Origin of the sequence: Salmonella sp. SG203 (genome assembly GCF_013350575.1) — a bacterium.
Taxonomy (GTDB): Bacteria; Pseudomonadota; Gammaproteobacteria; order Enterobacterales; family Enterobacteriaceae; genus Salmonella; species Salmonella enterica.
In genome coordinates this window covers 217,821-241,620 of sequence record NZ_SNMT01000003.1, presented here as the reverse complement: position 1 = coordinate 241,620, position 23,800 = coordinate 217,821, and the positions used below count along the sequence as shown (strand labels likewise).

The following is a 23,800-nucleotide window of genomic DNA, read 5'->3' as shown; positions in this document are numbered from 1 at the left end:
TCCTCTGCCATGAGGCTTTACAATGAGCAAAGTAAAACAAGCCGATATCGACCGGCTGATTGACCTGGTTGGCGGGCGCGACAACATCGCCACGGTGAGCCACTGCATTACTCGCCTGCGCTTTGTGCTCCACCAGCCCGCGAACGCCCGACCAAAAGAGATCGAACAATTGCCGATGGTTAAAGGCTGTTTCACCAACGCCGGGCAGTTTCAGGTGGTGATCGGCACCGACGTTGGCGATTACTATAACGCGCTGCTGGAGACCACCGGCAAAGCGTATGCTGATAAAGAGCAGGCAAAAAAAGCCGCTCGCCAGAACATGAAATGGCATGAGCAGCTAATTTCCCACTTCGCGGAGATCTTCTTTCCGCTACTACCGGCATTGATCAGCGGCGGTTTGATCTTAGGCTTTCGTAACGTGATCGGCGATGTGCCGATGAGCCACGGTCAAACGCTGGCGCAGATGCATCCGGCGCTAAAAACGCTTTATGATTTTTTATGGTTGATCGGCGAAGCGATCTTTTTCTATCTGCCGGTGGGAATCTGCTGGTCGGCGGTGAAAAAAATGGGCGGCACGCCGATTCTTGGTATCGTGCTCGGCGTGACGCTGGTGTCGCCGCAGTTGATGAATGCGTATCTGCTGGGCCAGCAAACGCCGGACGTCTGGAACTTCGGCGTATTTAGTATTGAGAAAATAGGCTACCAGGCGCAGGTTATCCCGGCGCTACTGGCAGGACTGGCGCTTGGATTTATTGAAACGCGGTTGAAACGCATCGTGCCGGATTATCTCTACCTGGTCGTCGTCCCGGTGTGTTCGTTGATACTGGCCGTCTTTCTCGCCCACGCCTTTATCGGCCCCTTTGGTCGCATGATCGGCGACGGCGTAGCCTTTGCGGTACGTTATCTGATGACCGGCAGTTTCGCCCCGATAGGCGCGGCGCTGTTCGGCTTCCTGTATGCCCCGTTGGTCATTACCGGCGTCCACCAGACCACGCTCGCTATCGATATGCAGATGGTTCAGAGCATGGGCGGTACGCCAGTCTGGCCGCTGATTGCGCTGTCGAATATCGCGCAAGCCTCCGCCGTGGTGGGCATTATCATCTCCAGCCGTAAACACAATGAACGTGAAATTTCCGTTCCGGCGGCGATCTCCGCCTATCTGGGGGTGACCGAACCGGCAATGTACGGCATCAACATCAAATATCGCTTCCCGATGCTGTGCGCGATGATCGGCTCTGGCCTTGCCGGTCTGCTCTGTGGTCTGAATGGCGTAATGGCAAACGGCATCGGCGTTGGCGGCCTGCCGGGCATTCTCTCTATCCAGCCGACTTACTGGCAGGTGTTTGCGATGGCGATGGTTATCGCGATCGTTATCCCGGTGATTCTGACCACCTTTATCTATCAGCGTAAGCATCGTCAGGGCACATTACAAATTGTCTAATACTTCTTCGGGGCGCAGTTGCGTCCCAACGCACTTGCAGGAAACAACAATGACTATTCCCCACTGGTGGCAAAACGGCGTTATCTATCAGATCTACCCGAAAAGTTTTCAGGACACGACCGGCAGCGGCACCGGCGATTTACGCGGCGTCACGCAGCACCTTGGCTATCTACAGCGACTCGGCGTAGATGCCATCTGGCTCACGCCGTTTTATATCTCGCCGCAGGTGGATAACGGTTATGACGTCGCAAATTATACGGCCATCGACCCGACCTACGGCACGCTGGATGATTTTGACGAGCTGGTCGCGCAGGCGAAAGCACGCGGTATTCGTATCATCCTGGATATGGTGTTTAACCATACTTCTACCCAGCACGCCTGGTTTCGCGAAGCGCTGAACAAAGAGAGCCCATACCGTCAGTTTTACATCTGGCGCGACGGCACGCCGGATGTCTGCCCGAATAACTGGCAATCCAAATTTGGCGGCAGCGCCTGGCGCTGGCATAGCCAAAGCGAACAATACTATTTACACCTTTTCGCGCCTGAACAGGCCGACCTGAACTGGGAAAACCCCGCCGTGCGCGCCGAGCTGAAAAAGGTCTGCGAATTCTGGGCCGATCGCGGCGTGGATGGCCTGCGTCTGGACGTGGTGAACCTGATCGCCAAAGATCAGGATTTTCCTGACGATCCGACGGGCGACGGACGCCGCTTTTATACCGACGGGCCGCGCGCGCATACGTTTTTACGCGAAATGAACCGTGACGTTTTTACGCCGCGTAATCTGATGACGGTAGGCGAAATGTCCTCTACCACGCTGGAAAACTGCCAGCAATATGCCGCGCTTAGCGGCGACGAACTCTCGATGACCTTCAATTTTCATCATCTGAAGGTGGATTACCCCAATGGCGAAAAGTGGACGCTGGCAAAACCTGATTATGTGGCGCTGAAAGCGTTGTTCCGCCACTGGCAACAGGGGATGCATAACGTCGCCTGGAACGCGTTATTCTGGTGTAATCACGATCAGCCGCGCATCGTTTCCCGCTTTGGCGACGAGGGTGAATACCGGATTCCAGCCGCGAAAATGCTGGCGATGGCGCTGCACGGTATGCAAGGGACGCCTTATATCTATCAGGGCGAAGAAATCGGCATGACCAACCCACACTTTACCCGCATCACCGATTATCGCGACGTGGAAAGTCATAATATGTTTGCCGCGCTACGCGCCGCCGGGCGCGACCCCGACGAACTGCTGGCTATTCTGGCCAGTAAATCCCGCGACAACAGCCGCACGCCGATGCAGTGGGACAACGGTAAAAACGCCGGTTTCACCCAGGGCGAGCCGTGGATAAGCCTGTGCGATAACTATGCGGAGGTTAACGTCGCGGCAGCATTACGCGATGAAAACTCGGTGTTTTACACCTATCAAAAGCTGATTGCGCTGCGTAAAACCCAGCCTGTACTGATCTGGGGCGATTATCAGGATCTCCTCCCGGATAGCCCATCAGTATGGTGTTATCGCCGCCAGTGGCAGGGGCAAACCCTGCTGGTCGTCGCCAATCTGAGCGACCAGTGTCAGGAGTGGCATCCGCCGCATATCAAAGGACAGTGGCAGGCGCTACTGCACAATTATGGCGAGGTCGCCAGCCAGCCAGCCGCGATGACGCTCCGCCCATTTGAAGCCATCTGGTGGTTACAACGCTAGCGCGACGTCCTTATACGGATAAACGCCACAAACCTATTGACACGGGCTGTGGCGTTGCTCCAGGTTACTGTCTGTTTTTGTTGAATAATTAATCAGATTTTTCTTGCTATCTTTTACAAACGCTACAGCGCCCGCCATCTGTACGCTCTGATTTTTACCTTGTTCTACATCAATAAAATTGCAAACATCCTTGATGCAAATCACTACATATAGACTTTAAAATGCACGCCGACCCAATATGTTGTATTAATTGACTACAATTGCTACAACATCCGTTCACTCGACACAAGGTGAATTGTGGATAACCTGGGTCAGGATTGCGGGAAGTCGTTGGAAAAGAGATGAATAAACCTGTTATGGCTTCCCCGGCCTCTGTGGATAACCTGTTCTTACAAATATGGAGTGATCATGACACCGCATGTGATGAAACGAGATGGCTGTAAAGTGCCATTCAAATCAGAGCGCATTAAGGAAGCCATTCTACGTGCAGCTAAAGCAGCGGGAGTCGATGACGCAGATTACTGTGCCACCGTCGCAGAAGTCGTTAGCAGCCAAATGAACGCACGCAGTCAGGTGGATATTAACGAGATCCAAACTGCGGTTGAAAACCAACTGATGTCCGGCCCGTACAAACAGCTTGCCCGCGCCTACATCGAATACCGTCACGATCGTGACATTCAGCGTGAAAAGCGTGGTCGTCTGAACCAGGAAATTCGCGGCCTGGTAGAGCAAACTAACTCCGCGTTGCTCAATGAAAACGCCAACAAAGACAGTAAAGTCATTCCCACCCAGCGCGATTTGCTGGCCGGGATTGTCGCCAAACACTATGCCCGCCAGCACCTGTTGCCGCGTGACGTAGTACAAGCGCATGAGCGCGGCGATATCCACTATCACGATCTCGACTATTCGCCGTTCTTCCCGATGTTCAACTGTATGTTGATCGACCTGAAAGGCATGTTGACCCAAGGCTTCAAGATGGGTAACGCCGAGATCGAACCGCCAAAATCTATCTCTACCGCCACTGCCGTTACCGCGCAGATTATCGCGCAGGTCGCCAGCCATATTTATGGCGGCACCACCATTAACCGTATCGACGAAGTGCTGGCGCCGTTTGTCACCGAAAGCTATAACAAGCACCGCAAAACCGCCGATGAGTGGCAGATCCCGGATGCCGAAGGGTATGCGCGTTCTCGCACCGAAAAAGAGTGCTACGACGCCTTCCAGTCGCTGGAATACGAAGTTAACACGCTGCACACCGCTAACGGCCAGACGCCTTTCGTGACCTTTGGTTTTGGCCTCGGCACCAGTTGGGAGTCGCGTCTGATCCAGGCGTCTATTTTGCGTAACCGTATCGCCGGTCTGGGTAAAAATCGCAAAACCGCCGTGTTCCCGAAACTGGTCTTCGCTATCCGCGATGGTTTGAACCACAAGTTTGGCGATCCGAACTACGACATTAAACAACTGGCGCTGGAGTGCGCGAGCAAGCGCATGTATCCGGACATCCTCAACTACGATCAGGTGGTCAAAGTCACCGGTTCGTTCAAAACGCCAATGGGCTGCCGCAGCTTCCTCGGCGTGTGGGAGAACGAAAACGGCGAGCAGATCCACGACGGGCGTAACAACCTGGGCGTGATTAGCCTTAACCTGCCGCGCATCGCGCTGGAAGCAAAAGGCGACGAAACCGCATTCTGGAAACTGCTGGATGAACGTCTGGCGCTGGCGCGGAAGGCGCTGATGACCCGTATCGCCCGCCTTGAAGGCGTGAAAGCCCGTGTCGCGCCTATCCTGTATATGGAAGGCGCCTGCGGCGTGCGGCTGAAAGCGGATGACGACGTGTCTGAAATCTTTAAAAATGGTCGTGCGTCCATCTCTCTGGGCTACATTGGTATCCATGAAACCATTAACGCGCTGTTCGGCGGCGAACACCTGTACGACAGCGAGCAGCTTCGCGCTAAAGGCATCGCGATTGTGGAGCGTCTGCGCCAGGCCGTGGATCAGTGGAAAGACGAGACCGGCTACGGCTTTAGTCTGTACAGCACGCCAAGTGAAAACCTCTGTGACCGCTTCTGCCGTCTGGATACCGCCGAGTTCGGCGTGGTGCCGGGCGTAACCGATAAAGGTTACTACACCAACAGCTTCCACCTCGACGTGGAGAAGAAGGTCAACCCGTACGACAAAATCGATTTCGAAGCGCCGTATCCGCCGCTGGCGAACGGGGGTTTCATTTGCTACGGCGAATACCCGAACATTCAGCACAACCTGAAAGCGCTGGAAGATGTCTGGGATTACAGCTATCAGCATGTACCGTATTACGGCACCAACACGCCGATCGATGAATGCTACGAGTGCGGCTTTACCGGCGAGTTCGAATGTACCAGTAAAGGTTTCACCTGCCCGAAATGCGGCAACCACGACGCCGCGCGCGTCTCGGTTACCCGTCGCGTGTGCGGTTATTTAGGCAGCCCGGACGCGCGCCCGTTTAACGCCGGTAAGCAGGAAGAAGTGAAGCGCCGCGTGAAGCATTTAGGCAATGGGCAGATCGGTTAATCCTCCGTTTGCAATGTGTAAATGCCGGATGGCGGTGTAAACACCTTATCCGGCCTACAACCGCTGGCTATAGTTCCAATTTCATGAGTTTCCTCTAAGCAGTTGGTGTTGTAGCAAGGCGGCAAACGAACGAATCCCAGGGAGCTTACATAAGTAAGTGACCTGGGTAAGTGAGAGCGGCCAACGCCGCTACAGCGCCAAATGCAACGAGGAAACATGAACTTTCACCAATACTACCCCGTAGACATCGTTAACGGCCCCGGCACCCGCTGCACCCTGTTTGTGTCAGGGTGCGTGCATGAATGCCCTGGCTGCTACAACAAAAGCACCTGGCGGCTCAATTCCGGCCAGCCGTTTACCAAAGAGATGGAAGATAAGATCATTGCCGATCTGAACGACACGCGCATTCACCGTCAGGGGATCTCGCTGTCGGGCGGCGATCCGCTGCATCCGCAAAACGTACCGGATATCCTGGCACTGGTACAACGCATCCGCGCAGAGTGCCCGGGGAAAGATATCTGGGTGTGGACCGGCTACAAGCTCGATGAACTCAACGCCGCGCAAATGCAGGTAGTCGATCTCATTAACGTGCTGGTCGATGGCAAATTTGTGCAGGATCTGAAAGACCCGGCGCTTATCTGGCGCGGTAGCAGCAACCAGGTAGTGCATCATTTGCGTTGATCGCTAAAGCCGTTTGTTTGCATCGTGATAGACGGCTGAATGTTCTCGCTTGCCGACCGCAACAACAAACACAATCACAACTTCATCCCGAACCTGGTACACCAGACGATAACCGGACGATTTAAGCTTAATTTTATAGCAGTCAGGAAGACCGTTTAAACGGGCAGAGTCGATTCTGGGGTTCAATAGCACATCAGCCAACTTTTTCTTAAGCTGAGCCTTCACCGTATCGCCCAGCTTATGCCACTCTTTTAAGGCCCTCGGGTCGAATTCCAGTTCATAAGTCATCCAGACTAACCTTGATTCCCTTTTGCGGACTAGACAGCCTCTCCCGAACTGTCTGAATCAATGCATCTTCACTGTCGCTAAGAGTGACGGTTTTCACTGGCATGCGCCCCGTTTCCGCGACGTACTGGAACAGTAATCGCACGGCTTCCGTTGGAGTAATGTTCAGTTTTTCCAGCACGGCATAAGCCTCATTTTTGAGTTTGTCATCCAGACGGACGTTCAGCGTGGCCATTATGCCTCCAGGAGAATCGAATGTGTAATGCAGTTTAGCATTACATTCGCATTACATCGAATTCTGGATAACGCCTCTCAAAAACGACTCACGCACTCCATCGCGACCGTTTTAAATTGCGTAAAATTCTGACATGCGCAGAGGCGCGTCATGGCGCGTTCGCGCAGGAAAGTGACGAAAATATCGTAGATGGCCATCGCCTCTTCATATTCACTTTTGCTGATGGCGAGTAAAAAAATAACGTGCGCCGTTTCATCACCCCAGGCAATCCCCTGCGGCGCGAGCACCGTATAAACCACCGTTTTCTTCGCCAGCAGCCCCAGCGCGTGTGGCAAGGCAATCCCGTCGCCTAATAACGTACTGACAATAGCTTCACGTTCAATAACCGAATCGAGAAACGCCGCATCAACAAAGCCTTCCTCATGCAACTGATCGCACAGCGTTTTAAACAGCGTCTGTTGATCTATTTCCCCCTCCACGATGCGAAAATGCGAGGCATCGAAATATTTATCCAGCATCCACGGACGGGTTCTGTCCACCAGCACCAGCTTACCGATCTGCTCCAATTGATAGTCGGTAGGAAAGGGGGCGATCATGATGACCGGTTTATCTTTTTCGCCGATCCGCGCCGTGGAAATCACAAAATCCTCCACAATACTGTCCCGCGCCTCATAGTCGCGTAGTGTCAGAGTGCGGGCAATCTCAATCTGCGGGTATTTCCGCGCCAGTACCGCTTCAATCATCCGCACCATCGCATTACCAGCATCGCACACCAGCAGTACCTGCGGCTGCCGCTGGTAGCCAATGTTGTAACTACGTTCCAGCCCAACGCCAATATGCAGCACCAGAAAACCGATTTCGTTTTCGCTAATGGTATACGGCGTGTATTTTCCCCAACTCGATATCGCCGCCAACGTCATATCCCACGCCATCGGATAGTGCTGCTTAATATTTTCCAGTAGTGGGTTGGGGATCATGATCTGGTAGCGCACGCGGGTGATCATCGTTTTGATGTGGGTCAGCAAGTCCGCGTGAAGCTGTTTATCATTCAACAGGTTATAGTTGTACTGGGTATTAATAAAATTGAGGATATAGTGCACCAGCGCCTCTTCATCATCGGCATTAATGGCGCTGGGGGCAATCTCCTGTACCTGGCGGGCGGCAATATGCACCTTCAGCCAGCTTACTTCCGGCTCCGACAGCGGCTTGTCAGCCAGCTGTTGTAGTAGCTCCGCAATCTCATGCGCCGCATGGCGCACCTTTTCATCGACCTCCTCTGCCACGCATTCCGATAACGGATACCCCTCGCGAATACGCCGTACCGCCACCGCGCAGTATAAACGCAGAAACAGCTCGCCCTCATCGGTCAGGCGGATTTGACAATGAGAGAAAATATCCGGCAAAAGAGACCGCAGCCGTTGAGACACCTCGGTGTTCAGCGTGGTACTAACAATTAACGGATGAGAGGGCTCCTGCTGCGCCAGCGTCCATAAAAGGTCGGTCAGACAGGCGCGAATCGCCATCTCTCCGCCAAACAATTTCATGCCATGACGCGGACGCGTTTCCAGCGTCAGATGATAACGCAGCAAATGCTCGCGCACGTCCGCCATGTCGTTCTGCAACGTCGCACGGCTGACAAACCATTCATCTGCTAAATCCTCCAGCTTCAGCGAGAAGGCGGAGGTTAAAAAACGCGCCAGCAAATAGTGTATCCGCTCCTGGCTGGTGCGCGGACCGCGCGCCAGGGCGGGAGATTGCTGCGTTTGCAGGGATTGATAACGTGCCGGATCATCAATTTTGAGCTGATACCCGTTGCCGCGGCTGAGAGTAAATTGCGCGCCATGCGGCGTCAGCAACATGTTCAGCGCGGCGATATCCGCCCGAACGGTACGCGTGGAGACCGACAACCGCTGCGCCAGCTCGTCCTGCGGCAGCGTCTCGTTTTGCAGCATCGCAAATAGCTGCGCTAAACGTTGGTTGGGGAATCGCACGTCTCTCTCCTCATGATTAGCCGACACGCGACCGGACGATAGCGAGTAACTGACGCACATCGTCCGCACGGGTGTTGCCGCTCACCTTATCAATAATCGAACTATAAATGTGAGGAATGATTTTGCTTACACCTGCATCAAGGGCGATGTGCAGAATCTCGGCGAAGTTTTCCAGATCGATACCGCCCGTCGGTTCCAGCCAGAAATCATGGCGGGCGCAGGCGTCAGCCACCGCTTTATACTCGTCGCGACAGGTGAGTCCTCCCATCGGAAAGTATTTAACGGAGCTGCCGCCCATGTCTTTGAGTAGCGCAATCGCCGTTTCTATGGGTACGATGCCGTCCGGCGCGCGGCTGCTTAGCGGGCCGGTGGAAATTTTCACCAGTCCCGGCGTGCCGGTCGGCGAGACAAGACCGTTCACCACCGTCTCATTTTGCCCCAGCAGCGCCCGACTGGTCCCTACGCCGGTAAACACCTGGTTGACATGCTGCGGCTGTACCTGACGCGAGATTTCGCTCACCATCGCCGACTGGTTAGGATCGCCTGCCCCCAGTCCGACGGAGAGCGCATTGTCGATAAGCGCCGCATATTCACGCATATCCGCGACTGCGCTTACCACATCCGGATAGTTTTTGGAGAGCACGCCAACCAGCACATGACCTTCCGCCGCCGCGTAGATTTCCCGGGCGTTATCTTTCGAACCGGCCAGTACGTTCAGGCAAACGCGATCGCGGTAAAAGTTAGGGGTCAGTTTCATGCTTTTTTCTCCTGATTAATCACCTCGCCAATACGACGCGCCACAATCGCTAACTGCGCGCGATCGACGCTGCGGACATCCGCTTCAATAATCCCTTCGTTGGCTTTGTATCCGCGAAAGTAAATCGCGTATTCCCCTTGCTTCAGCGCGTCGACCAGGTCGCCAGTGGCGATGCCGGTAACGGCTTCATCAAACTTAATTTCCGTGCGCGCGATGTCGCGTCCGGCGCTGTCCCACACCACGCGGGCGCTGACGCCGTTAAACGTGTTCAACGTGTCGATAAAGGGCGCCATTTTTTCTACCATCTCCGCGCCGCTCTCTTTTTGCGCCCGCAGGTACAATTCAATGGCACAGGTCAGGCCAACAATTCCCTCTTTGCCGACCTTCATCGCCCGGCCTATGCCCGCTGACTGACGTTTTACCCACTCAACATACTGCGTTTTACCAATCACCAGCCCGCTGGTCGGCCCTTCAATCGCTTTCGCGCCGCTATAGATAACGAGATCTGCGCCCACGCGGTAGTAGCACTGCAAATCTTCTTCCGCCGCCGCGTCCACAATCAGCGGCAGATTATGCGTGCGCGCCACCACCGCAGCCTGCTCCACGCTGAGCATACTTTTCTGCACGCAGTGGTGAGATTTGATATAGAGAATAGCCGCCGTGCGCGGCGTAATGGCCGCCGCCAACTGCGCGGCGGAACATTCGTTGGCGTAACCGGCTTCCACCAGTTTGCCGCCGCCCAGCGCCACCATCGTTCCCACCGGCGCGCCAAAGTTGACGTTGTGGCCCTTTGGCAGGACGATTTCGTTATTTTCAATCGGTGTAACGTGCAGGTTTTCCAGCAGCCAGTCGCTGTCCTGAACCAGTACCGCGGCAACCGACTGGGCAAGACCCGCACTGGCGCAGGAGACTACCGTCGCCCCTTCCACCTCCAGCAATTTCGCAATGTACTCGCCGGTTTTATTCACCAGATCTTTCATCTCGAAATACTGATTCATTCCGGCCATCGCCGCGTCTATCACTTCCGGGCGCGGCGTAGAGACGCCGAGCGCCGTCATACGTCCGGAGGCGTTAATCACCTGTTTTAATTGATACTTCTCAAAAATCGAAGGCATGTTCCGCGCTCCCTTGTTCGGTCATATAGCCCTTGCCTGCGCGTATCGCGGCAAGCGGCGTCAGCAATTCTTCAGCCTGTAAGCTGTCGTGTTCCGCGTCTACCAACACGGTGGGCTGGCGTTTAAGCGTAAAGAGGGTCAGGTCGGCATCCAGACCTGGCTGAAGACGCCCTTTGGTTTTCAGATTCAGGCTATCGGCGGCATTGGCCGTCACGCACGCAATGACCTGCGGCAGCGACATGCCGATGGCGAGGAATTTCGACATCACATTAGCCAGCGAATGTACCGGGCCGTTGATGCGGTTACGGCAGTAGATATCGGAACTGATGGTATGCGGTAAAATCCCCAGGCTAATAGCGCGTTTAGCCACCGCAAAGCTCAGGCTGGCGGTACCATGCCCGACATCCAGACGCACGCCGCGCGCCAGCGCTCGTGTCACCGAGGCGCGCAGCTCGCCGTCAGGCCGAAGAATACGGTTCGGCTTACCGTTGTAACAGTGGGTAATGATATCGCCCGCCGTCAGACGCTCCGCGATTTCGTCCAGATCCGGCGGGTTATTGCCAATATGTACCATCAGCGGCAGGTTGCCGTTTTCTTGCTGCATGGCTTTAGCGCGTTCCAGCGGCGTGATGCCGTTAACGCCTACCACGCTGCTGCTCATCCGCGCCTTGAGGCCGACGATAAAATCCGGATGGCGTTTTACCGCCTGCCGGACCGCATCGGCGTCAATATTGGCCATGTTAGCCAGCTCGTTTTGGGCAATAAGCCCGACGCGTGAAACATTCAGCAGCGCATAAACGTCGGTGGTCGCGTCACGGGTCAGGGTGTAAAAATCGTCAATATCATCTGCGCCAGTGCTGCCTGCATCCACCACTGTGGTAACGCCAGTGGCAATACCCACGCTGTCCGGTTCGTCGTGGTAAATCGGCGATGTCGGGTAGCAGTGAACGTGAGAATCAATCCAACCCGCGCTGACAAAACACTCACCGCGCAGGTCAATGGTTTTCAACGCCGGACCATCAACGTCACCCAACGCCGCGATTTTGCCATCTTGCAGGGCAATATTAGTCAGCGTGTCATCGACCAGACGCGCATGGCGCAGGAGTAAATCAAACATCGCTCTCTCCTTTGCCGGATGGCGGCGCAACCGCCTTATCCGGCCTACAAATCAACAATTAGCTAATCGCAACCGGGAAGATGGAACCGAGGATCATCGCGCCTAAAATCGCGCCGCCGGTAATCGGCTTCTGCCAGATATAAAACAGCAGCGCGCCCACCAGAGAGCCCAGACCAATGGGAATCGATGCCGTCATGGCGCTGAGGATAATCAACGGCCCCAGAAAACGGCCTGAAGTGTTACCGGCCCCCATCATGACGTCCGCCCCGTACGTGGAGTCGCTCTGATTAATGGTGAACTTACGCGCCAGAATAATGATGTAGCCAATCGCCAGGCCAATCACCAGACCGGTTATCAGCGAAGCGATAAAGTTCGCCACCGGGAAGACAAAGCCAGCCCCCAGCAGTAACGCCGGAACCCCTAAGCCCACGCCAGTCTGAATTGCCCCGCCGATATCCAGAATTCCGACCAGCGAACCTTCGATAATGCGGGCAAATAAAAAGCTGGCGCCGAAAGCGGCGACCGCGCCGTAGACGCCGGTATCCATCCCCGCTTTCAACATCGCCACAAAAGCGACTTCGTTAAATGCGCCGATGCCGTACAGATAGTACATATGCGTCCCGGCGAAAACGCCGGAGGAGAGCAGGCCAACAAAGATCGGGAACGACCAGTCGGCATACCAAAAACCTTTATTCTCTTCCATTGTGGCCTCCGTTATTTGCCGCTGAGCGAGTTGTGGATCAGTTCAAGCCAGTTCGGTACCGTCATGTTGAAAGACTCGATCATTTTCATGTCGAAGCCGCGGAAGAAGCCGCTCAACACAAACAGCAAAACGATGGCGACCATCATCACTTTGGTGACATGGTTCCAGCCGCTCTCTTCTACGCCTTTACCGATCAAAATACCCAGTACCAACCCCGGTACGGCGTTCCCCATGATGAGCTGCGCCGCGCCGCCGAAAACGGTGGCCCAGAAGCCCGATTTTTTACCAGCGTCGATCGCCGCTAACCAGAAGATCACAGGCATGACGATGTTGACCAGCAGGTTTGCCGCCGGTACCAGCACCTTAACCGCCGTCACCTGTAGCGCTTCTGGCACGGATGAGGCGGTCAGGTTAAGGAACGTCACGACGATCATGCCGATGACGGCGCAGGCGATCGCCATTTTTTTCGGGTCGTGCAGCGTCTCGCCGACGTTACGGTTTTTGATCATTAGCGCCGCCGCGCCCCAGTTAGGGATGATGCGGTGATCGACATCCTGGGTGAACGATCCGGCCGCCACAGACGACGCCCAGGCGTTAAAGAAGAAACCCAGCCCAAAGGAGAAGTGAGATGCCGGGTCGCCTTCACAAGAGTTGAGTTCGCCCAACGTACGGAACGCGCCCATCCCCTGCGTGGTTGGCGCGTGAAACATGCGTGCAGCCCCAGCGCCCACCCCTACGCCGACCAGCGCGCCGATAATGAGCGATTTAATTAGTATTATCAGGAACATAACTATGCCTTTTTAATAAAAATCAGCGTTTCGCGACGAAATCCACCCTGTCGAGATTGATGGCGGTCACGTTGACGGTCACATCCAGCTCCACGCTGTAAGTGCGTCGTTCCCGGCGCAAAAAGAAAAACAGAAAGGCCTCTTTACGCACCGACTCATGCGCCTGAACAATCCGCACATCCTGTGGCTCAATACGCAGTAAGATATACGGCGACTCTCTCATCACCGCCGACTGAACATGGTTCAGCGCATCGGCAAAGGCGCGTGCTTTGGCGTCGCCCTTGCCTTTTACTCTCACCGTGGTGGTGAATTGCTCTTTCATCATCAGGCGCCGTATTTCTTTTGCCACGCCTGCACCAGGCGCTCGCCGAGCTCTTCTTTATCCATAAAGCCGAAACCCAACACGTTGCAGCCTTCATTGATAGCGGTGACGCCTTCATCCACTGACCGCATTCCATATTTGGCTTTGTAGCCATGCTTGTTTTGCGCGGTGATAGCGCCCGCGCCGCCGCTGCCGCAAAATGAAATGCCGAAGGTGGCGTTTTCCGCTTTCATCACATCGCCCAGCTTCATGTCTGCCGCGACGCCCGGTACGACGACCGCGCGACCGCCCGCTTTTTCCACGCCTGCCGCCACTTTCTGGCCTTTACCCAGGCGATCGCCAATCACGACGGTAATCTGTTCCATTTTTTGCTCCTTAGAGGTTGTCTTTCGCGACTTCAAAATGCACCGATAATAGCCAGGCTTCTTCGTCAGGAAGGTTGCCAAACACCGCCACGATTTCGCGGGCGAGCGCCATTGATTCGGCTGAGATTTCATCAAACAAGCTGGCATCGACTTCCGGTAAAGGCTCGCCGGTAATTGACCGGTGCGCCATCGCGCGAACGTGCGAGGTCAGCATTTGCGTCTGTACCGCATTGGGGACAATGTGATGTCGCCCCAGCAGGCCATCCACCTGCGTTAACACCTGTTCAGCCAGTTCGTTAATTCGCTCACCGGCATCGTGTTTTACTGCTCCGTTATCCACGCGTCTCACCCCATTAATGGCAATGAGATAAAACTAGCGGTAAGGGTTAAAAGTTTGTAGCGAGTTATTTTCCACCTCGAAGTGGAAACGCGAGTGGGATAGGTGATCTGCGCCACAGAAAAAGCGGCATTGATGAATTATCGCCGGGAAAGTGTGAGATCTATCGCGGCATAAAGAGGAAATGGCGAAACAATGACGTTGTCGTATAAAGTGAGAAAGTGTGATGGGTATTACATTTTGCCGGATGGCGACCTGCGGATAAAGCGAAGCCGCCATCCCACAAAAATTAACGATACTTTTTATGATACGTATTGCGGGTGGTTTTTAGCGCTTCCGCCGCCGCTTTCGCTTCTTTAACGTTACCTTCGTTCGCCAGCTTCAGCGCGCCATCAATTTGGCCGACCAGAATGTCAAAACCGTGACGAAAATCCTTCATTTCCGGGCTATCCGGCGCTTTATCTTCCAGCTTTGGCGGCGTAGCTTTTTGAGCATCCAGCGCGGCCGCGCGCATTTTGGTTAATGCCGCTTTCAGCTCAGGGGCACTATCCGTTTTCTCAACAACTTTCAGGTTATCATTGAGAATATCCATATTATCTTCAAGATCGGCAGCAAAAACAGCCGAACCGAATACCAGCGATGACACAGCAAGAATAGCTAACAGGCTTTTACGCATTGCTCACTTCCTTTTTTATTATTAACGATAAGTGTAATACCCTGAATAATTCGAGTTGCAGGCAGCCAACGCGCCTGCAGCCTGAAGTATGACGGGTATTATTGTCCGGCGATTTTCATCTCCGGTAACAATACCGAACCACATTGTATATTACTGCGCGTTTCAATATCATCGCCTACGGTGACAATATTACGCCACATCTCTTTTAAATTACCGGCAATGGTAATTTCACTTACCGGGTACTGGATTTCACCATTTTCAACCCAGAATCCCGCAGCGCCGCGGGAGTAGTCGCCGGTAATACCGCTGACGCCCTGGCCCATCAGTTCCGTCACCACCAGGCCGGTGCCCATCTCTTTTAGCAACTGCTCAAAGTTCAGCCCCTGCCCGGCGATACGCCAGTTATGAATGCCGCCGGCATGACCGGTACTTTTCAGCCCCAGTTTGCGGGCGGAATAGTTGGTCAGCAACCATTGCGTCAGTACGCCATCCTTCACAATGTCCCGGCGCTCCGTACGCACGCCTTCGCTGTCGAACGGTGAAGACGCCAGCCCTTTTAGCAGATGCGGGTGTTCTTCGATGGTTAACCATTCCGGCAGAATTTGTTTGCCCAGCGAGTCGAGCAGAAAAGTGGATTTACGGTATACCGCGCCGCCGGCAATCGCCCCGACCAGATGACCAAATAGCCCTGTCGCCACTTCATTGGCGAAAATGACCGGCGCTTTCATAGTGGAGAGCTTGCGCGGCGACAGGCGGGATAAGGTGCGGCGCGCGCACTCGGCCCCAACCCATTCCGGCGCTTGCAGATCCGCCATTGCCCGACCGATGGTGTAAGCGTAATCACGCTCCATATCGCCGTTCTCTTCGGCGATGACGCAGCTTGAGAGCGAATGGCGCGTGGAGCAATATCCCTGCAACATACCGTGGCTGTTGCCGAACACTTTAATGCCGTAATGGCTGTTAAAGCTACCGCCTTCGGTATTGGTGATGCGTTTATCCGCCTTTAGAGAAGCCTGTTCCGCACGCGCGGCCAGTTCAATGGCTTCGTCTGGCGTAACCTCTGCCGGGTGGAACAAGTCCAGATCCGGCGCGTCAAACGCCAGCAGTTCTTTGTCCGCCACGCCTGCGCACGGGTCCGGCGACGTGTAACGCGCGATATCCAGCGCGGCCTGCACGGTACGGGCAATCGCCTGCGGGCTTAAATCCGTCGAAGAGGCGCTGCCTTTGCGGTTCTGGTGATACACCGTAATGCCCAGCGCGCCGTCGCTATTAAATTCGACATTCTCTACTTCACCATAACGGGTGCTGACGCTAATGCCGGTAGTCTTGCTGACGGCGACTTCCGCCCCATCCGATTTGCCTGAGGCTAACTCCAGCGCTGTCGAAACTGCTTCTTCCAGAATCTTACGCTGCGCTTCAACTTGTGAGATTACTTTCATTGCAAATGCCATAATGTAGAGAGAGTTTCTCTGAAGTCTAACAGAGAACCGTTTTTCAGTGCGCATCTTAACTGGTAACATTAGCCTCTTTTTTTAAGGAGCCTGACATGACAAAGCAGCCCGAAGACTGGCTCGACGACGTTCCCGGTGATGACATCGAAGACGAAGACGATGAAATTATCTGGGTCAGTAAAAGTGAAATTAAACGCGATGCCGAGGAATTAAAACGCCTGGGCGCGGAACTGGTGGATCTGGGGAAAAACGCGCTGGATAAGATCCCGCTGGACGCCGATCTGCGCGACGCCATTGAACTGGCCCAGCGAATCAAAATGGAAGGACGCCGCCGCCAGTTGCAGCTTATCGGAAAAATGCTGCGCCAACGCGACGTTGAACCTATTCGCCAGGCGCTGGACAAGCTGAAGAACCGCCATAATCAGCAGGTGGTGCTGTTTCACAAGCTTGAGCATCTGCGCGATCGTCTGATCGTCGAAGGCGATGACGCGGTAGCCGAAGTACTGGCCCTGTGGCCGCACGCCGATCGTCAACAGCTTCGTTCATTGATCCGCAATGCGAAGAAAGAGAAAGAAGGCAACAAACCGCCGAAATCAGCGCGTCAGATCTTCCAGTATCTGCGCGAGCTGGCGGAAAACGAAGGGTAATTGCCGCAAATGACCGCGCCAGCCTGTGGCGCGGTACAGGCAAATCCACCCGTTTTTAACGTCCGAGTAGCTCCCGCTCGATCCGCTCGCGCGTTTCCACCGCCTGAACACTCATTTTTTCAGGATAACCAAACAGCGACGTGGTGATAATTGCCTCACCGCCCACCTTAAACGTGCGGTTTGCAAAATCCATTTCACGCAGCGCCTGGAATAGCGCGTCAAAATCAACCTCACCTTCTCCCAGCCCGATGTGCTGATGAATCGTCGCATTCACGCCAGGCGGGTTCATGATATAGCGGCAGGGAAGCGTGTGGTTGTGCGTATCGGCCAGCAGAACATGCGAAAGATCGGCCCCGGCATAGTTCAGCATCCTTGCGACGTCGCCCTGCCCTTTATCGTAAAAGAAGCCATGCGGTGCACTGTACAGATAGGTCACGTTATCACTACGCAAAGACTGCACCATGTCGACCGTCTCATCGTTCAGTTCGCAGAAATCCCAGGGGTGAGACTGAATTTCGATTCGAATTCCCTCTCGTTCCACGATCGGCAGCAGTTCCTCCATGGAGCGATACCACATCTCTTCACAAATCTCCGGCTCATCCGGCGTCCCGGAAAGCTCGGTATTAATCACCTGTACGCCCATATCAACGGCAATCTCAATCATCCGCTTCCAGTTGGTTACCGCGGCGCGCCGACGCTCTTCATCGGGGCCGGACCAACGATAAACCACAATAAATGACGAGATTTCCACGCCGTAGTTCTGCAAGGCGCGTTTATATTCCTGCATGGTGTCGCGACCAGCTTTAGGGTGTTTATAAAACGGATTAATACGCGGGTGCGGCGACTGCTCAATATATTTATACCCCCACTCGGAAACCTGCCGTACCATTTGGGTAATGGGTAAATGTTTAATAACATCGACATCAAAAGCAATTTTCATTGTAAATACCACGCTGCGGAAACTGAAAACGGTCACCTGGAAATTAGCTGTATCATTGCAACAGCAATGACACGCTGCGATTAATTTGTTCCTCTATTTCCGCCTCACTCCAGGAAGCCAACTGGGAAGAAAAAGGTTCAAAAGCGTAAATACCGCGATATCCCATATTTTCCAGACGCTGCACCTGCTGGTAATTCTGCATTACATCCTTTTCACTCAGCATAATACGCTGCTCATCAGCCAATGCTTCCGTTGGTCGGGTGTCTTCCACACCGGACAAATGCACCAGCCCGATAGCAGAAATATCAATGCGCGACGCAAACTCCTTTTCGGCCTCTTCGTACAGATGATGATGGAAGGTATCCAGCAAAACCTTAAAGGGGGAACCTGCTTCCCGGATCAGTTGCTGAGCCCAGACGGCAGAACGCAGCGAACTTACGCGGAATCCCAAAGGTTCAACCAGCCCCTGAATATCATACCGGGCAAAGAGATCGCTCAGTCGTTTTATTGCCTCAACCGTAACCTCCGGCGGCACAATCGTTCCATCATTCAGCGGACAAAGAACTAATGCCCGCGCGCCGACTCCCTGCGCGTCTCGTAATAATCCTTCCGTTTTTTTTACTACCTCCTCGGTCAGTTGGTTGAAGGGATAGACCGCATTAATTGTGACAATTTCAAGTCCATACTTTTCTGCCAGGTTACGCACCTGATTATAATTCAAGTCATCAGTAACGCTGCCGCTTGGCATATCATTACGCAATTCCACTTTATTAAACTCAAGACGTTTAACCAGTCGAAAGAATGCTTCTATACTTAGACCCGGTGCAATTTTCCGGTTAATACAAAACCGTGTTTTTTCGATATTCATTATTTTCTCCCTGAACGTATATGAGTGGGTAAATAACCGTAATCCGTTAGTACAATTTAACGTAGGGTGAAAAAACCGGCTTTATCAATCTTGATAAAAACCGGTTTAATTTAGTGATGAACATCACAGGCTATAAGGGATTTTTGAAGAATATTTGAAGCTATTTCTCGCCAGGCACTTTAAGAAACTGCACCAGGATGCCGCTGAATAAATAGAGCCCCGCCATAGTATACATCACCACGCCGGTGCCGAACCCTGCCAGAACGGAGACCAGCGCTGGCCCAACGAAATTCCCCAGGCCGGAGCCAAAGTTCACGGCCGAGTTCGCCGCCCCCTTCTTATCCGGCGCCATCATCGGCACCAGCGGCGTCATTGGCACAAAGCCAGCCAGCCCGGCTCCCCACAAACACATCGCCAGCATAAAGGCGACATAGTTATGCCCCCATATCATCGGCACCCAGTAAACAATCAGCGTAGCGACACCGGTCAGGATGCTGCCAAAAATCTGGATGGTTCGGCGAAAACCAATTTTATCGCCCATCCAGCCAAAGATAATGTTGAAGACCTGGTTAGAGATAAAGGTAATCCCCCAAATACTCGCCCATTCCTCAAGCGTAAAGTGCTTATCCAGCAGAAACAGAGGTAATACGACAACAAAACCATAGGTGCCAAGACCGTTAATAGTTTTGACAATCACCGCCAGACCGATCCGTGGCCGTTCATACATAATGGAGATACCCGCAGATAACTCTTTGAAGACCGGCGTCGTTCGCGGTTTCAGAATGAATTCATTGCGTTCCAGCACCAGCATGAAGAGAACCCCCAGCAGCGCAACGCCCATCCCGGCCCACATCACGTTGATATGCCCCAACTCAGGAATTAACGACGCCGCCACCACCGGCCCAATGATGGTAAAACCAAGGTTATAGACCACCCAAAATAGCGAGGTGCCGATCCCTTGCTGGTGATTATCCAACTGGATGGTCAGGCGTACCAGGAAGGAGTAACAGACCAGCGGATACCCCACGCCACGCAGCATATAGGTAACAAGAATTGCGCCAAAATCATGGCTGGGTAGCGCAAAGTTCAGAAACGCGACGGAAGCCAGAAGATAGACGATAAAACCGGTAACCATCACCTTTTTAGGACCAAAAACGTCCACACAGACGCCGGATAGCCAGGAGGTAATCGCGACCACAATCCCATACCCGGCAAAAATCTGCCCGATATGCGCCTGATCAAACCCCTGCGTATTTAACCAGGCAGATAACCAGCTGTTCTCAATACAGCCGCCCAACATAAATAAAAATGTTCCCAGGTAGCTCCAGATAAACTTACCTGGTTTTATATAAAATGTCTGGGGCAGCGTTGCCTGCATTTCTTTCATTTTATTACCCTCGGTATAGAAAAGCTCTCACACTTTTCAGTGCGAGAGTTTCTTCATTATTAATAGATGCAGTTAAAGATAAATATCGCTTGTTATTTTCACCGGCAGCCCGCTTTTTAATGATTGCTGCGCGGCAATAGCGATACGCTGGGCCAATAATGCGTCTTCGCCGGTACAGACAACCGGCGTATGATGCAGGACTGAATCAATAAAGTGTAATATTTCCGTTCGGTAAGCTTCGCGATAACGGACCGTGAAATCAGGAAGGGGATTTTTCATTATGCAGTGCTGGCTGTTGAAAACTTTCACCGTCGACTCACTAACGTTATCCGCATACGCCATCCCTTCTGAGCCAAAAACCTCCACCCGTTGGTCATAGCCATATACCGCCCGACGGCTGTTATCAATGAGCGCGTAGCCGCCGTTTCTGAAAGTCAGCATCACCGCAAGCGTATCAACATCATCAATATTTTTCAGGCTGGGATCAATCAGCGTATTGCCCTTAACATAGACTTCGCTGACTTCATCCTGCATCATAAAACGAGCCATATCAAAGTCATGCATGGTGAAGTCAAAAATCAGACCGCCAATACGTTTGATCAGATCATGGGGTAGCAGGTCCGGATCGCGGGAGGTGATTTTTATCATCTGGGGCCGACCAATCTTGCCGCTGCGCACCAGCTCAAAGACCTCGTGAAACTGAGGATCAAAACGGCGATTAAAGGCAACCTGCAGCGTCACCCCCTTCTCTTTCACTTTTCTCAGCACCGCCATTGAGGCCTGCTCATCCTCATTCATGCTGAGCGGTTTTTCACAAAAAATGTGCTTCCCCGCCTGCGCTGCCGCCGTGACGATCTCTTCGTGCATATCCGTTGAGGTGAAAATAAAAACTGCCTCTATATCATCACGCTGTAAAAGTTCCTGATAATTTTTATACCCTGAAGTTATATTTACCGAATAAAGCCAATCGCTCATCTCCTCAATAAAATAATCGGCGGCGCAGATAATATCTAATTGAGGCAGTAAATACATATTCTCAACATGCATTTTACCTACCCGACCGAGGCCAATAACACCACATCGAAGCTTTTTCATTCGTACCTCTTAATCTCATGAATAGTAAATTTAAAACCGCAAAAGAAAAGCATCCGTAGTTCTGCGAAAAACGGATCGTTTTATTTTGCCGTTCTGAAAAGCAAACAATGCGTTGACGCTGTATCGTTCAGGTTGCAGAACAATAACCACACTTCTGCAACCTGAACGACGGCAAATTAATCAGTACTGCCGGGCCTGTCCGATATGTTCTTCAAGCATACGCGCTACCGCCTGGATACGTTCGCTACGGGATACCTGCGCCCCACCAACGCGCCACCAGCTCAGGTACTTATGCACCATCGTTTTGGGAAGCACTTTTATGTCTATCAGCGTGCTCACGGTCTGTTTACGAGCATCTTCCAACGCTTCATGCAGTTGTTCAATGGTGGTGACGCGATAGCTTTTACAACCATATCCTTCAGCGATGCGAGCGAAATCGACCGGGATAAACCCGCCTTCCTGACGACCGCTCTCCTGCTGATGGAAACGAAACTCGGTGAAGTAACTGTCCATACCGTGTTCCATTTGCAGATTATTGATACAGCCGTTGGTCATGTTATCGAGCAAAATGACGGTAATCTTTTTCCCCATCTGGACGGAAGTGACCAACTCAGAGTGCAGCATCATGAACGAACCGTCGCCCACGAAGCTGTACACCTCGCGCTCCGGCTGCGCCAGTTTGGCCCCCAATGCGGCATTGACTTCGTAGCCCATACAGGAGTAGCCGTACTCGACGTGGTAATCATTCTCGCCGCGGCTTTGCCAGACACGCTGGAGGTCGCCCGGCAGGCTGCCCGCCGCCGCCACCACCAGCGCGTTTTCCGGCAACATCCGGTTAAGCACACCCAACACGCGCGTCTGGGTCAGCCACGACCGCGTAATCTCATTAAACTCTTCAAACACCTTTTGAGTATCCATATGATCCTCAATTTCAGGTTTGAAGCCCTCTCCGCTATATTCCACAGCATAGACGCGCTCAACTTCCGCCATATATTGCGAGCGGACGCGGTGAATAGTCTCACCCCATTGCGAAGCATAATGCTCCTGGGCCAGCCGTTCGCTAAGCTGCGTCAGGGCGACGCGAGCGTCACCCTGCATCTGTACGCCATCCAGCTTGAAGACATCAAAGCGGCTAACGTTGATATTTAAGTAGCGCACGTCGGGATTCTGGAAGATCCACTTTGAGGAGGTGGTGAAATCGGTATAGCGCGTCCCTACACCGATAATCAGATCGGCCTCCTGCGCCAGCAGATTCGCCGCCAGTGAACCGGTTTCGCCAATCCCGCCGACGTTCAGCGGGTGTGCAGAACTGAGCGCTCCCTTGCCAGCCTGGGTTTCAGCAATCGGCAGATGACAGCGTTCGGCAAATCTCAGCAGCGCCTCTTCAGCCTGCGAGTACTTCACGCCCCCGCCGCAAACGATCAGCGGCCGCTGGTGGCGGCGAATCAGCGCAACCGCCTCGTTCAGCATCGGCTCCGTCGGCGCGTGACGCTCAAGACGATAGACCCGGCGAGCGAAAAAATAATCCGGATAATCCCAGGCTTCACCCTGCACATCCTGTGGCAGGCAAAGCGTCACGGCCCCCGTATCCGCCGGATCGGTTAACACCCGCATCGCGCTGATACAGGCGCTCATTAGCTGTTCCGGACGCGTAATGCGATCCCAGTAGCGGCTAACTGCACGGAAAGCGTCATTGGTGCTCAGCGTCAGATCGTGTTCTTGTTCAACCTGTTGCAAAACCGGGTCGGGTTGACGCGATGCGTACACATCGCCCGGCAGCAAAAGCAGTGGAATACGGTTAGCCGTCGCGGTCGCCGCTGCGGTGATCATATTGGCGGCCCCTGGCCCCACTGAGGAGGTGCAGGCATAAATCTGATGGCGACGCATCTGGCGGGCAAACCCCGTCGCGATATGCGCCATTCCCTGTTCGTTACGCCCTTGATGAACGCTAAGTTGGCCACAGTCCTCTTCCAGCGCTTGCCCCAATCCGACGACGTTCCCGTGGCCAAAAATGGCGAAAATCCCTTTTACAAATTTGATTTCGCTGCCGTCTACGTCGATGTACTGATTATCAAGAAAGCGCACCAAAGCCTGCGCCATGGTCAACCTGATTGTTTTCATGTACCCCACCTGCTTTTATCAACCGTTCGGCTGTCGTTGCCTGCTTATGCATCGCTTCAGCCCCAAAAACACAGAGACTTATCATAGGATCAAAATTTCCGTTCTCACAATTATATGGAATTTATATTTCATTTATGGGAAGGAGATCAAAAAACGGTTAAAAAATTTCGCCATTTAGGCGTATTTTTCATGAAAATGAAATTTATCTTCCATGTGCTTTTAAAAGAAA

General features: G+C 53.3%; 23 protein-coding genes. 5 read left to right on the top strand and 18 right to left on the bottom strand.

Annotation, left to right across the window (positions count from 1 at the left end):
- Positions 1 to 22 precede the first annotated feature (22 nt).
- The 4 genes from treB to nrdG all read left to right on the top strand — a co-directional run bounded on the left by treB (position 23) and on the right by nrdG (position 6,371).
- Positions 23 to 1,441, top strand: a complete 1,419-nt coding sequence (gene treB / locus HV477_RS07170) for a PTS trehalose transporter subunit IIBC (RefSeq protein WP_023226982.1) — start codon at positions 23 to 25, stop codon at positions 1,439 to 1,441.
- 49 nt (positions 1,442 to 1,490) lie between these two features.
- Positions 1,491 to 3,143: an alpha,alpha-phosphotrehalase gene (gene treC / locus HV477_RS07165; protein ID WP_079898733.1), complete on the top strand. Its 1,653-nt coding sequence runs from the start codon at positions 1,491 to 1,493 to the stop codon at positions 3,141 to 3,143.
- A gap of 408 nt (positions 3,144 to 3,551) precedes the next feature.
- Positions 3,552 to 5,690 (top strand): anaerobic ribonucleoside-triphosphate reductase, encoded by a 2,139-nt coding sequence (gene nrdD, locus HV477_RS07160; RefSeq protein WP_000187818.1) that lies wholly within the window; start codon positions 3,552 to 3,554, stop codon positions 5,688 to 5,690.
- 216 nt (positions 5,691 to 5,906) lie between these two features.
- On the top strand, positions 5,907 to 6,371 hold the full coding sequence (gene nrdG / locus HV477_RS07155) for an anaerobic ribonucleoside-triphosphate reductase-activating protein (RefSeq protein ID WP_001009177.1): 465 nt from the start codon (positions 5,907 to 5,909) through the stop codon (positions 6,369 to 6,371).
- A 3-nt stretch (positions 6,372 to 6,374) separates the two neighbouring features.
- Here the strand turns inward: nrdG and HV477_RS07150 are convergent, their stop codons facing one another.
- The 13 genes from HV477_RS07150 to pmbA all read right to left on the bottom strand — a co-directional run bounded on the left by HV477_RS07150 (position 6,375) and on the right by pmbA (position 16,513).
- A complete protein-coding gene (locus HV477_RS07150) occupies positions 6,375 to 6,659 on the bottom strand; it encodes a type II toxin-antitoxin system RelE/ParE family toxin (protein ID WP_000220581.1) in 285 nt (94 codons plus the stop codon).
- Positions 6,649 to 6,891 carry a type II toxin-antitoxin system RelB/DinJ family antitoxin gene (locus tag HV477_RS07145; protein WP_000212724.1) on the bottom strand — a complete coding sequence of 81 codons (243 nt, stop codon included), beginning with the start codon at positions 6,889 to 6,891 and terminating at the stop codon, positions 6,649 to 6,651. Before HV477_RS07145 ends, HV477_RS07150 begins: the two co-directional genes overlap by 11 nt.
- A gap of 77 nt (positions 6,892 to 6,968) precedes the next feature.
- The gene (locus tag HV477_RS07140; RefSeq protein ID WP_139385751.1) at positions 6,969 to 8,882 is read right to left on the bottom strand and encodes a BglG family transcription antiterminator; all 1,914 of its coding nucleotides are present in this window, start codon (positions 8,880 to 8,882) and stop codon (positions 6,969 to 6,971) included.
- 16 nt (positions 8,883 to 8,898) lie between these two features.
- Positions 8,899 to 9,639: a KDGP aldolase family protein gene (locus HV477_RS07135; protein WP_023193113.1), complete on the bottom strand. Its 741-nt coding sequence runs from the start codon at positions 9,637 to 9,639 to the stop codon at positions 8,899 to 8,901.
- Positions 9,636 to 10,754, bottom strand: coding sequence for a DgaE family pyridoxal phosphate-dependent ammonia lyase (locus HV477_RS07130; protein WP_001139177.1), 1,119 nt, complete (start codon positions 10,752 to 10,754; stop codon positions 9,636 to 9,638). The genes HV477_RS07135 and HV477_RS07130 overlap by 4 nt, the downstream gene beginning before the upstream one ends.
- Complete coding sequence (locus HV477_RS07125; RefSeq protein ID WP_023257225.1) at positions 10,738 to 11,871, bottom strand: amidohydrolase/deacetylase family metallohydrolase; 1,134 nt, start codon at positions 11,869 to 11,871, stop codon at positions 10,738 to 10,740. Before HV477_RS07125 ends, HV477_RS07130 begins: the two co-directional genes overlap by 17 nt.
- Before the next feature lie 58 nt (positions 11,872 to 11,929).
- Entirely contained in the window at positions 11,930 to 12,574 is a 645-nt protein-coding gene (locus HV477_RS07120; RefSeq protein ID WP_000392128.1) for a DUF4310 family protein, read from the bottom strand.
- A gap of 11 nt (positions 12,575 to 12,585) precedes the next feature.
- Positions 12,586 to 13,362: a DUF4311 domain-containing protein gene (locus HV477_RS07115; RefSeq protein ID WP_000478578.1), complete on the bottom strand. Its 777-nt coding sequence runs from the start codon at positions 13,360 to 13,362 to the stop codon at positions 12,586 to 12,588.
- A gap of 22 nt (positions 13,363 to 13,384) precedes the next feature.
- Entirely contained in the window at positions 13,385 to 13,687 is a 303-nt protein-coding gene (locus tag HV477_RS07110) for a DUF4312 family protein (RefSeq protein WP_000975187.1), read from the bottom strand.
- A complete protein-coding gene (locus tag HV477_RS07105) occupies positions 13,687 to 14,049 on the bottom strand; it encodes an SFCGS family glycine-rich protein (protein ID WP_000435389.1) in 363 nt (120 codons plus the stop codon). Before HV477_RS07105 ends, HV477_RS07110 begins: the two co-directional genes overlap by 1 nt.
- 10 nt (positions 14,050 to 14,059) lie before the next feature.
- Positions 14,060 to 14,398 (bottom strand): glycine dehydrogenase, encoded by a 339-nt coding sequence (locus HV477_RS07100; RefSeq protein ID WP_072156777.1) that lies wholly within the window; start codon positions 14,396 to 14,398, stop codon positions 14,060 to 14,062.
- Between the two features lie 277 nt (positions 14,399 to 14,675).
- Complete coding sequence (gene cybC, locus HV477_RS07095; protein WP_001232231.1) at positions 14,676 to 15,062, bottom strand: cytochrome b562; 387 nt, start codon at positions 15,060 to 15,062, stop codon at positions 14,676 to 14,678.
- 98 nt (positions 15,063 to 15,160) lie between these two features.
- Positions 15,161 to 16,513 (bottom strand): metalloprotease PmbA, encoded by a 1,353-nt coding sequence (gene pmbA / locus HV477_RS07090; RefSeq protein WP_000852994.1) that lies wholly within the window; start codon positions 16,511 to 16,513, stop codon positions 15,161 to 15,163.
- A 95-nt stretch (positions 16,514 to 16,608) separates the two neighbouring features.
- On the opposite strand from pmbA, the gene yjgA reads away from it, so the two are divergent.
- A complete protein-coding gene (yjgA, locus tag HV477_RS07085; protein ID WP_017441193.1) occupies positions 16,609 to 17,160 on the top strand; it encodes a ribosome biogenesis factor YjgA in 552 nt (183 codons plus the stop codon).
- Positions 17,161 to 17,215: 55 nt separating this feature from the next.
- On the opposite strand, the gene iolH is transcribed toward yjgA, so the two are convergent.
- From iolH to iolD, 5 genes are all read right to left on the bottom strand, one after another.
- Positions 17,216 to 18,100, bottom strand: a complete 885-nt coding sequence (gene iolH / locus HV477_RS07080) for a sugar phosphate isomerase/epimerase IolH (RefSeq protein WP_000683955.1) — start codon at positions 18,098 to 18,100, stop codon at positions 17,216 to 17,218.
- A 52-nt stretch (positions 18,101 to 18,152) separates the two neighbouring features.
- The gene (gene iolI2 / locus HV477_RS07075; RefSeq protein WP_001019386.1) at positions 18,153 to 18,968 is read right to left on the bottom strand and encodes a 2-keto-myo-inositol isomerase IolI2; all 816 of its coding nucleotides are present in this window, start codon (positions 18,966 to 18,968) and stop codon (positions 18,153 to 18,155) included.
- A gap of 160 nt (positions 18,969 to 19,128) precedes the next feature.
- Complete coding sequence (locus HV477_RS07070) at positions 19,129 to 20,355, bottom strand: MFS transporter (protein ID WP_000661783.1); 1,227 nt, start codon at positions 20,353 to 20,355, stop codon at positions 19,129 to 19,131.
- Between the two features lie 72 nt (positions 20,356 to 20,427).
- Entirely contained in the window at positions 20,428 to 21,450 is a 1,023-nt protein-coding gene (gene iolG2, locus HV477_RS07065) for a D-chiro-inositol-2-dehydrogenase IolG2 (protein WP_000736098.1), read from the bottom strand.
- Positions 21,451 to 21,630: 180 nt separating this feature from the next.
- Positions 21,631 to 23,571, bottom strand: a complete 1,941-nt coding sequence (iolD, locus tag HV477_RS07060) for a 3D-(3,5/4)-trihydroxycyclohexane-1,2-dione acylhydrolase (decyclizing) (RefSeq protein WP_000849477.1) — start codon at positions 23,569 to 23,571, stop codon at positions 21,631 to 21,633.
- Between the last annotated feature and the right edge of the window lie 229 nt (positions 23,572 to 23,800).

Bases quoted from the DNA above. Each gene is read 5' to 3' on its own strand.
- HV477_RS07125 (WP_023257225.1), bottom strand. From the start codon at position 11,871: ATGTTTGATTTACTCCTGCGCCATGCGCGTCTGGTCGATGACACGCTG.
- iolI2 (WP_001019386.1), bottom strand. From the start codon at position 18,968: ATGAATATCGAAAAAACACGGTTTTGTATTAACCGGAAAATTGCACCG.
- HV477_RS07105 (WP_000435389.1), bottom strand. From the start codon at position 14,049: ATGGAACAGATTACCGTCGTGATTGGCGATCGCCTGGGTAAAGGCCAG.
- pmbA (WP_000852994.1), bottom strand. From the start codon at position 16,513: ATGGCATTTGCAATGAAAGTAATCTCACAAGTTGAAGCGCAGCGTAAG.
- iolD (WP_000849477.1), bottom strand. From the start codon at position 23,571: ATGAAAACAATCAGGTTGACCATGGCGCAGGCTTTGGTGCGCTTTCTT.
- HV477_RS07110 (WP_000975187.1), bottom strand. From the start codon at position 13,687: ATGATGAAAGAGCAATTCACCACCACGGTGAGAGTAAAAGGCAAGGGC.
- HV477_RS07150 (WP_000220581.1), bottom strand. From the start codon at position 6,659: ATGACTTATGAACTGGAATTCGACCCGAGGGCCTTAAAAGAGTGGCAT.
- HV477_RS07070 (WP_000661783.1), bottom strand. From the start codon at position 20,355: ATGAAAGAAATGCAGGCAACGCTGCCCCAGACATTTTATATAAAACCA.
- treC (WP_079898733.1), top strand. From the start codon at position 1,491: ATGACTATTCCCCACTGGTGGCAAAACGGCGTTATCTATCAGATCTAC.
- HV477_RS07115 (WP_000478578.1), bottom strand. From the start codon at position 13,362: ATGTTCCTGATAATACTAATTAAATCGCTCATTATCGGCGCGCTGGTC.
- iolH (WP_000683955.1), bottom strand. From the start codon at position 18,100: ATGAAAATTGCTTTTGATGTCGATGTTATTAAACATTTACCCATTACC.
- iolG2 (WP_000736098.1), bottom strand. From the start codon at position 21,450: ATGAAAAAGCTTCGATGTGGTGTTATTGGCCTCGGTCGGGTAGGTAAA.
- HV477_RS07120 (WP_000392128.1), bottom strand. From the start codon at position 12,574: ATGGAAGAGAATAAAGGTTTTTGGTATGCCGACTGGTCGTTCCCGATC.
- cybC (WP_001232231.1), bottom strand. From the start codon at position 15,062: ATGCGTAAAAGCCTGTTAGCTATTCTTGCTGTGTCATCGCTGGTATTC.
- treB (WP_023226982.1), top strand. From the start codon at position 23: ATGAGCAAAGTAAAACAAGCCGATATCGACCGGCTGATTGACCTGGTT.
- nrdD (WP_000187818.1), top strand. From the start codon at position 3,552: ATGACACCGCATGTGATGAAACGAGATGGCTGTAAAGTGCCATTCAAA.
- HV477_RS07135 (WP_023193113.1), bottom strand. From the start codon at position 9,639: ATGAAACTGACCCCTAACTTTTACCGCGATCGCGTTTGCCTGAACGTA.
- HV477_RS07145 (WP_000212724.1), bottom strand. From the start codon at position 6,891: ATGGCCACGCTGAACGTCCGTCTGGATGACAAACTCAAAAATGAGGCT.
- HV477_RS07130 (WP_001139177.1), bottom strand. From the start codon at position 10,754: ATGCCTTCGATTTTTGAGAAGTATCAATTAAAACAGGTGATTAACGCC.
- nrdG (WP_001009177.1), top strand. From the start codon at position 5,907: ATGAACTTTCACCAATACTACCCCGTAGACATCGTTAACGGCCCCGGC.
- yjgA (WP_017441193.1), top strand. From the start codon at position 16,609: ATGACAAAGCAGCCCGAAGACTGGCTCGACGACGTTCCCGGTGATGAC.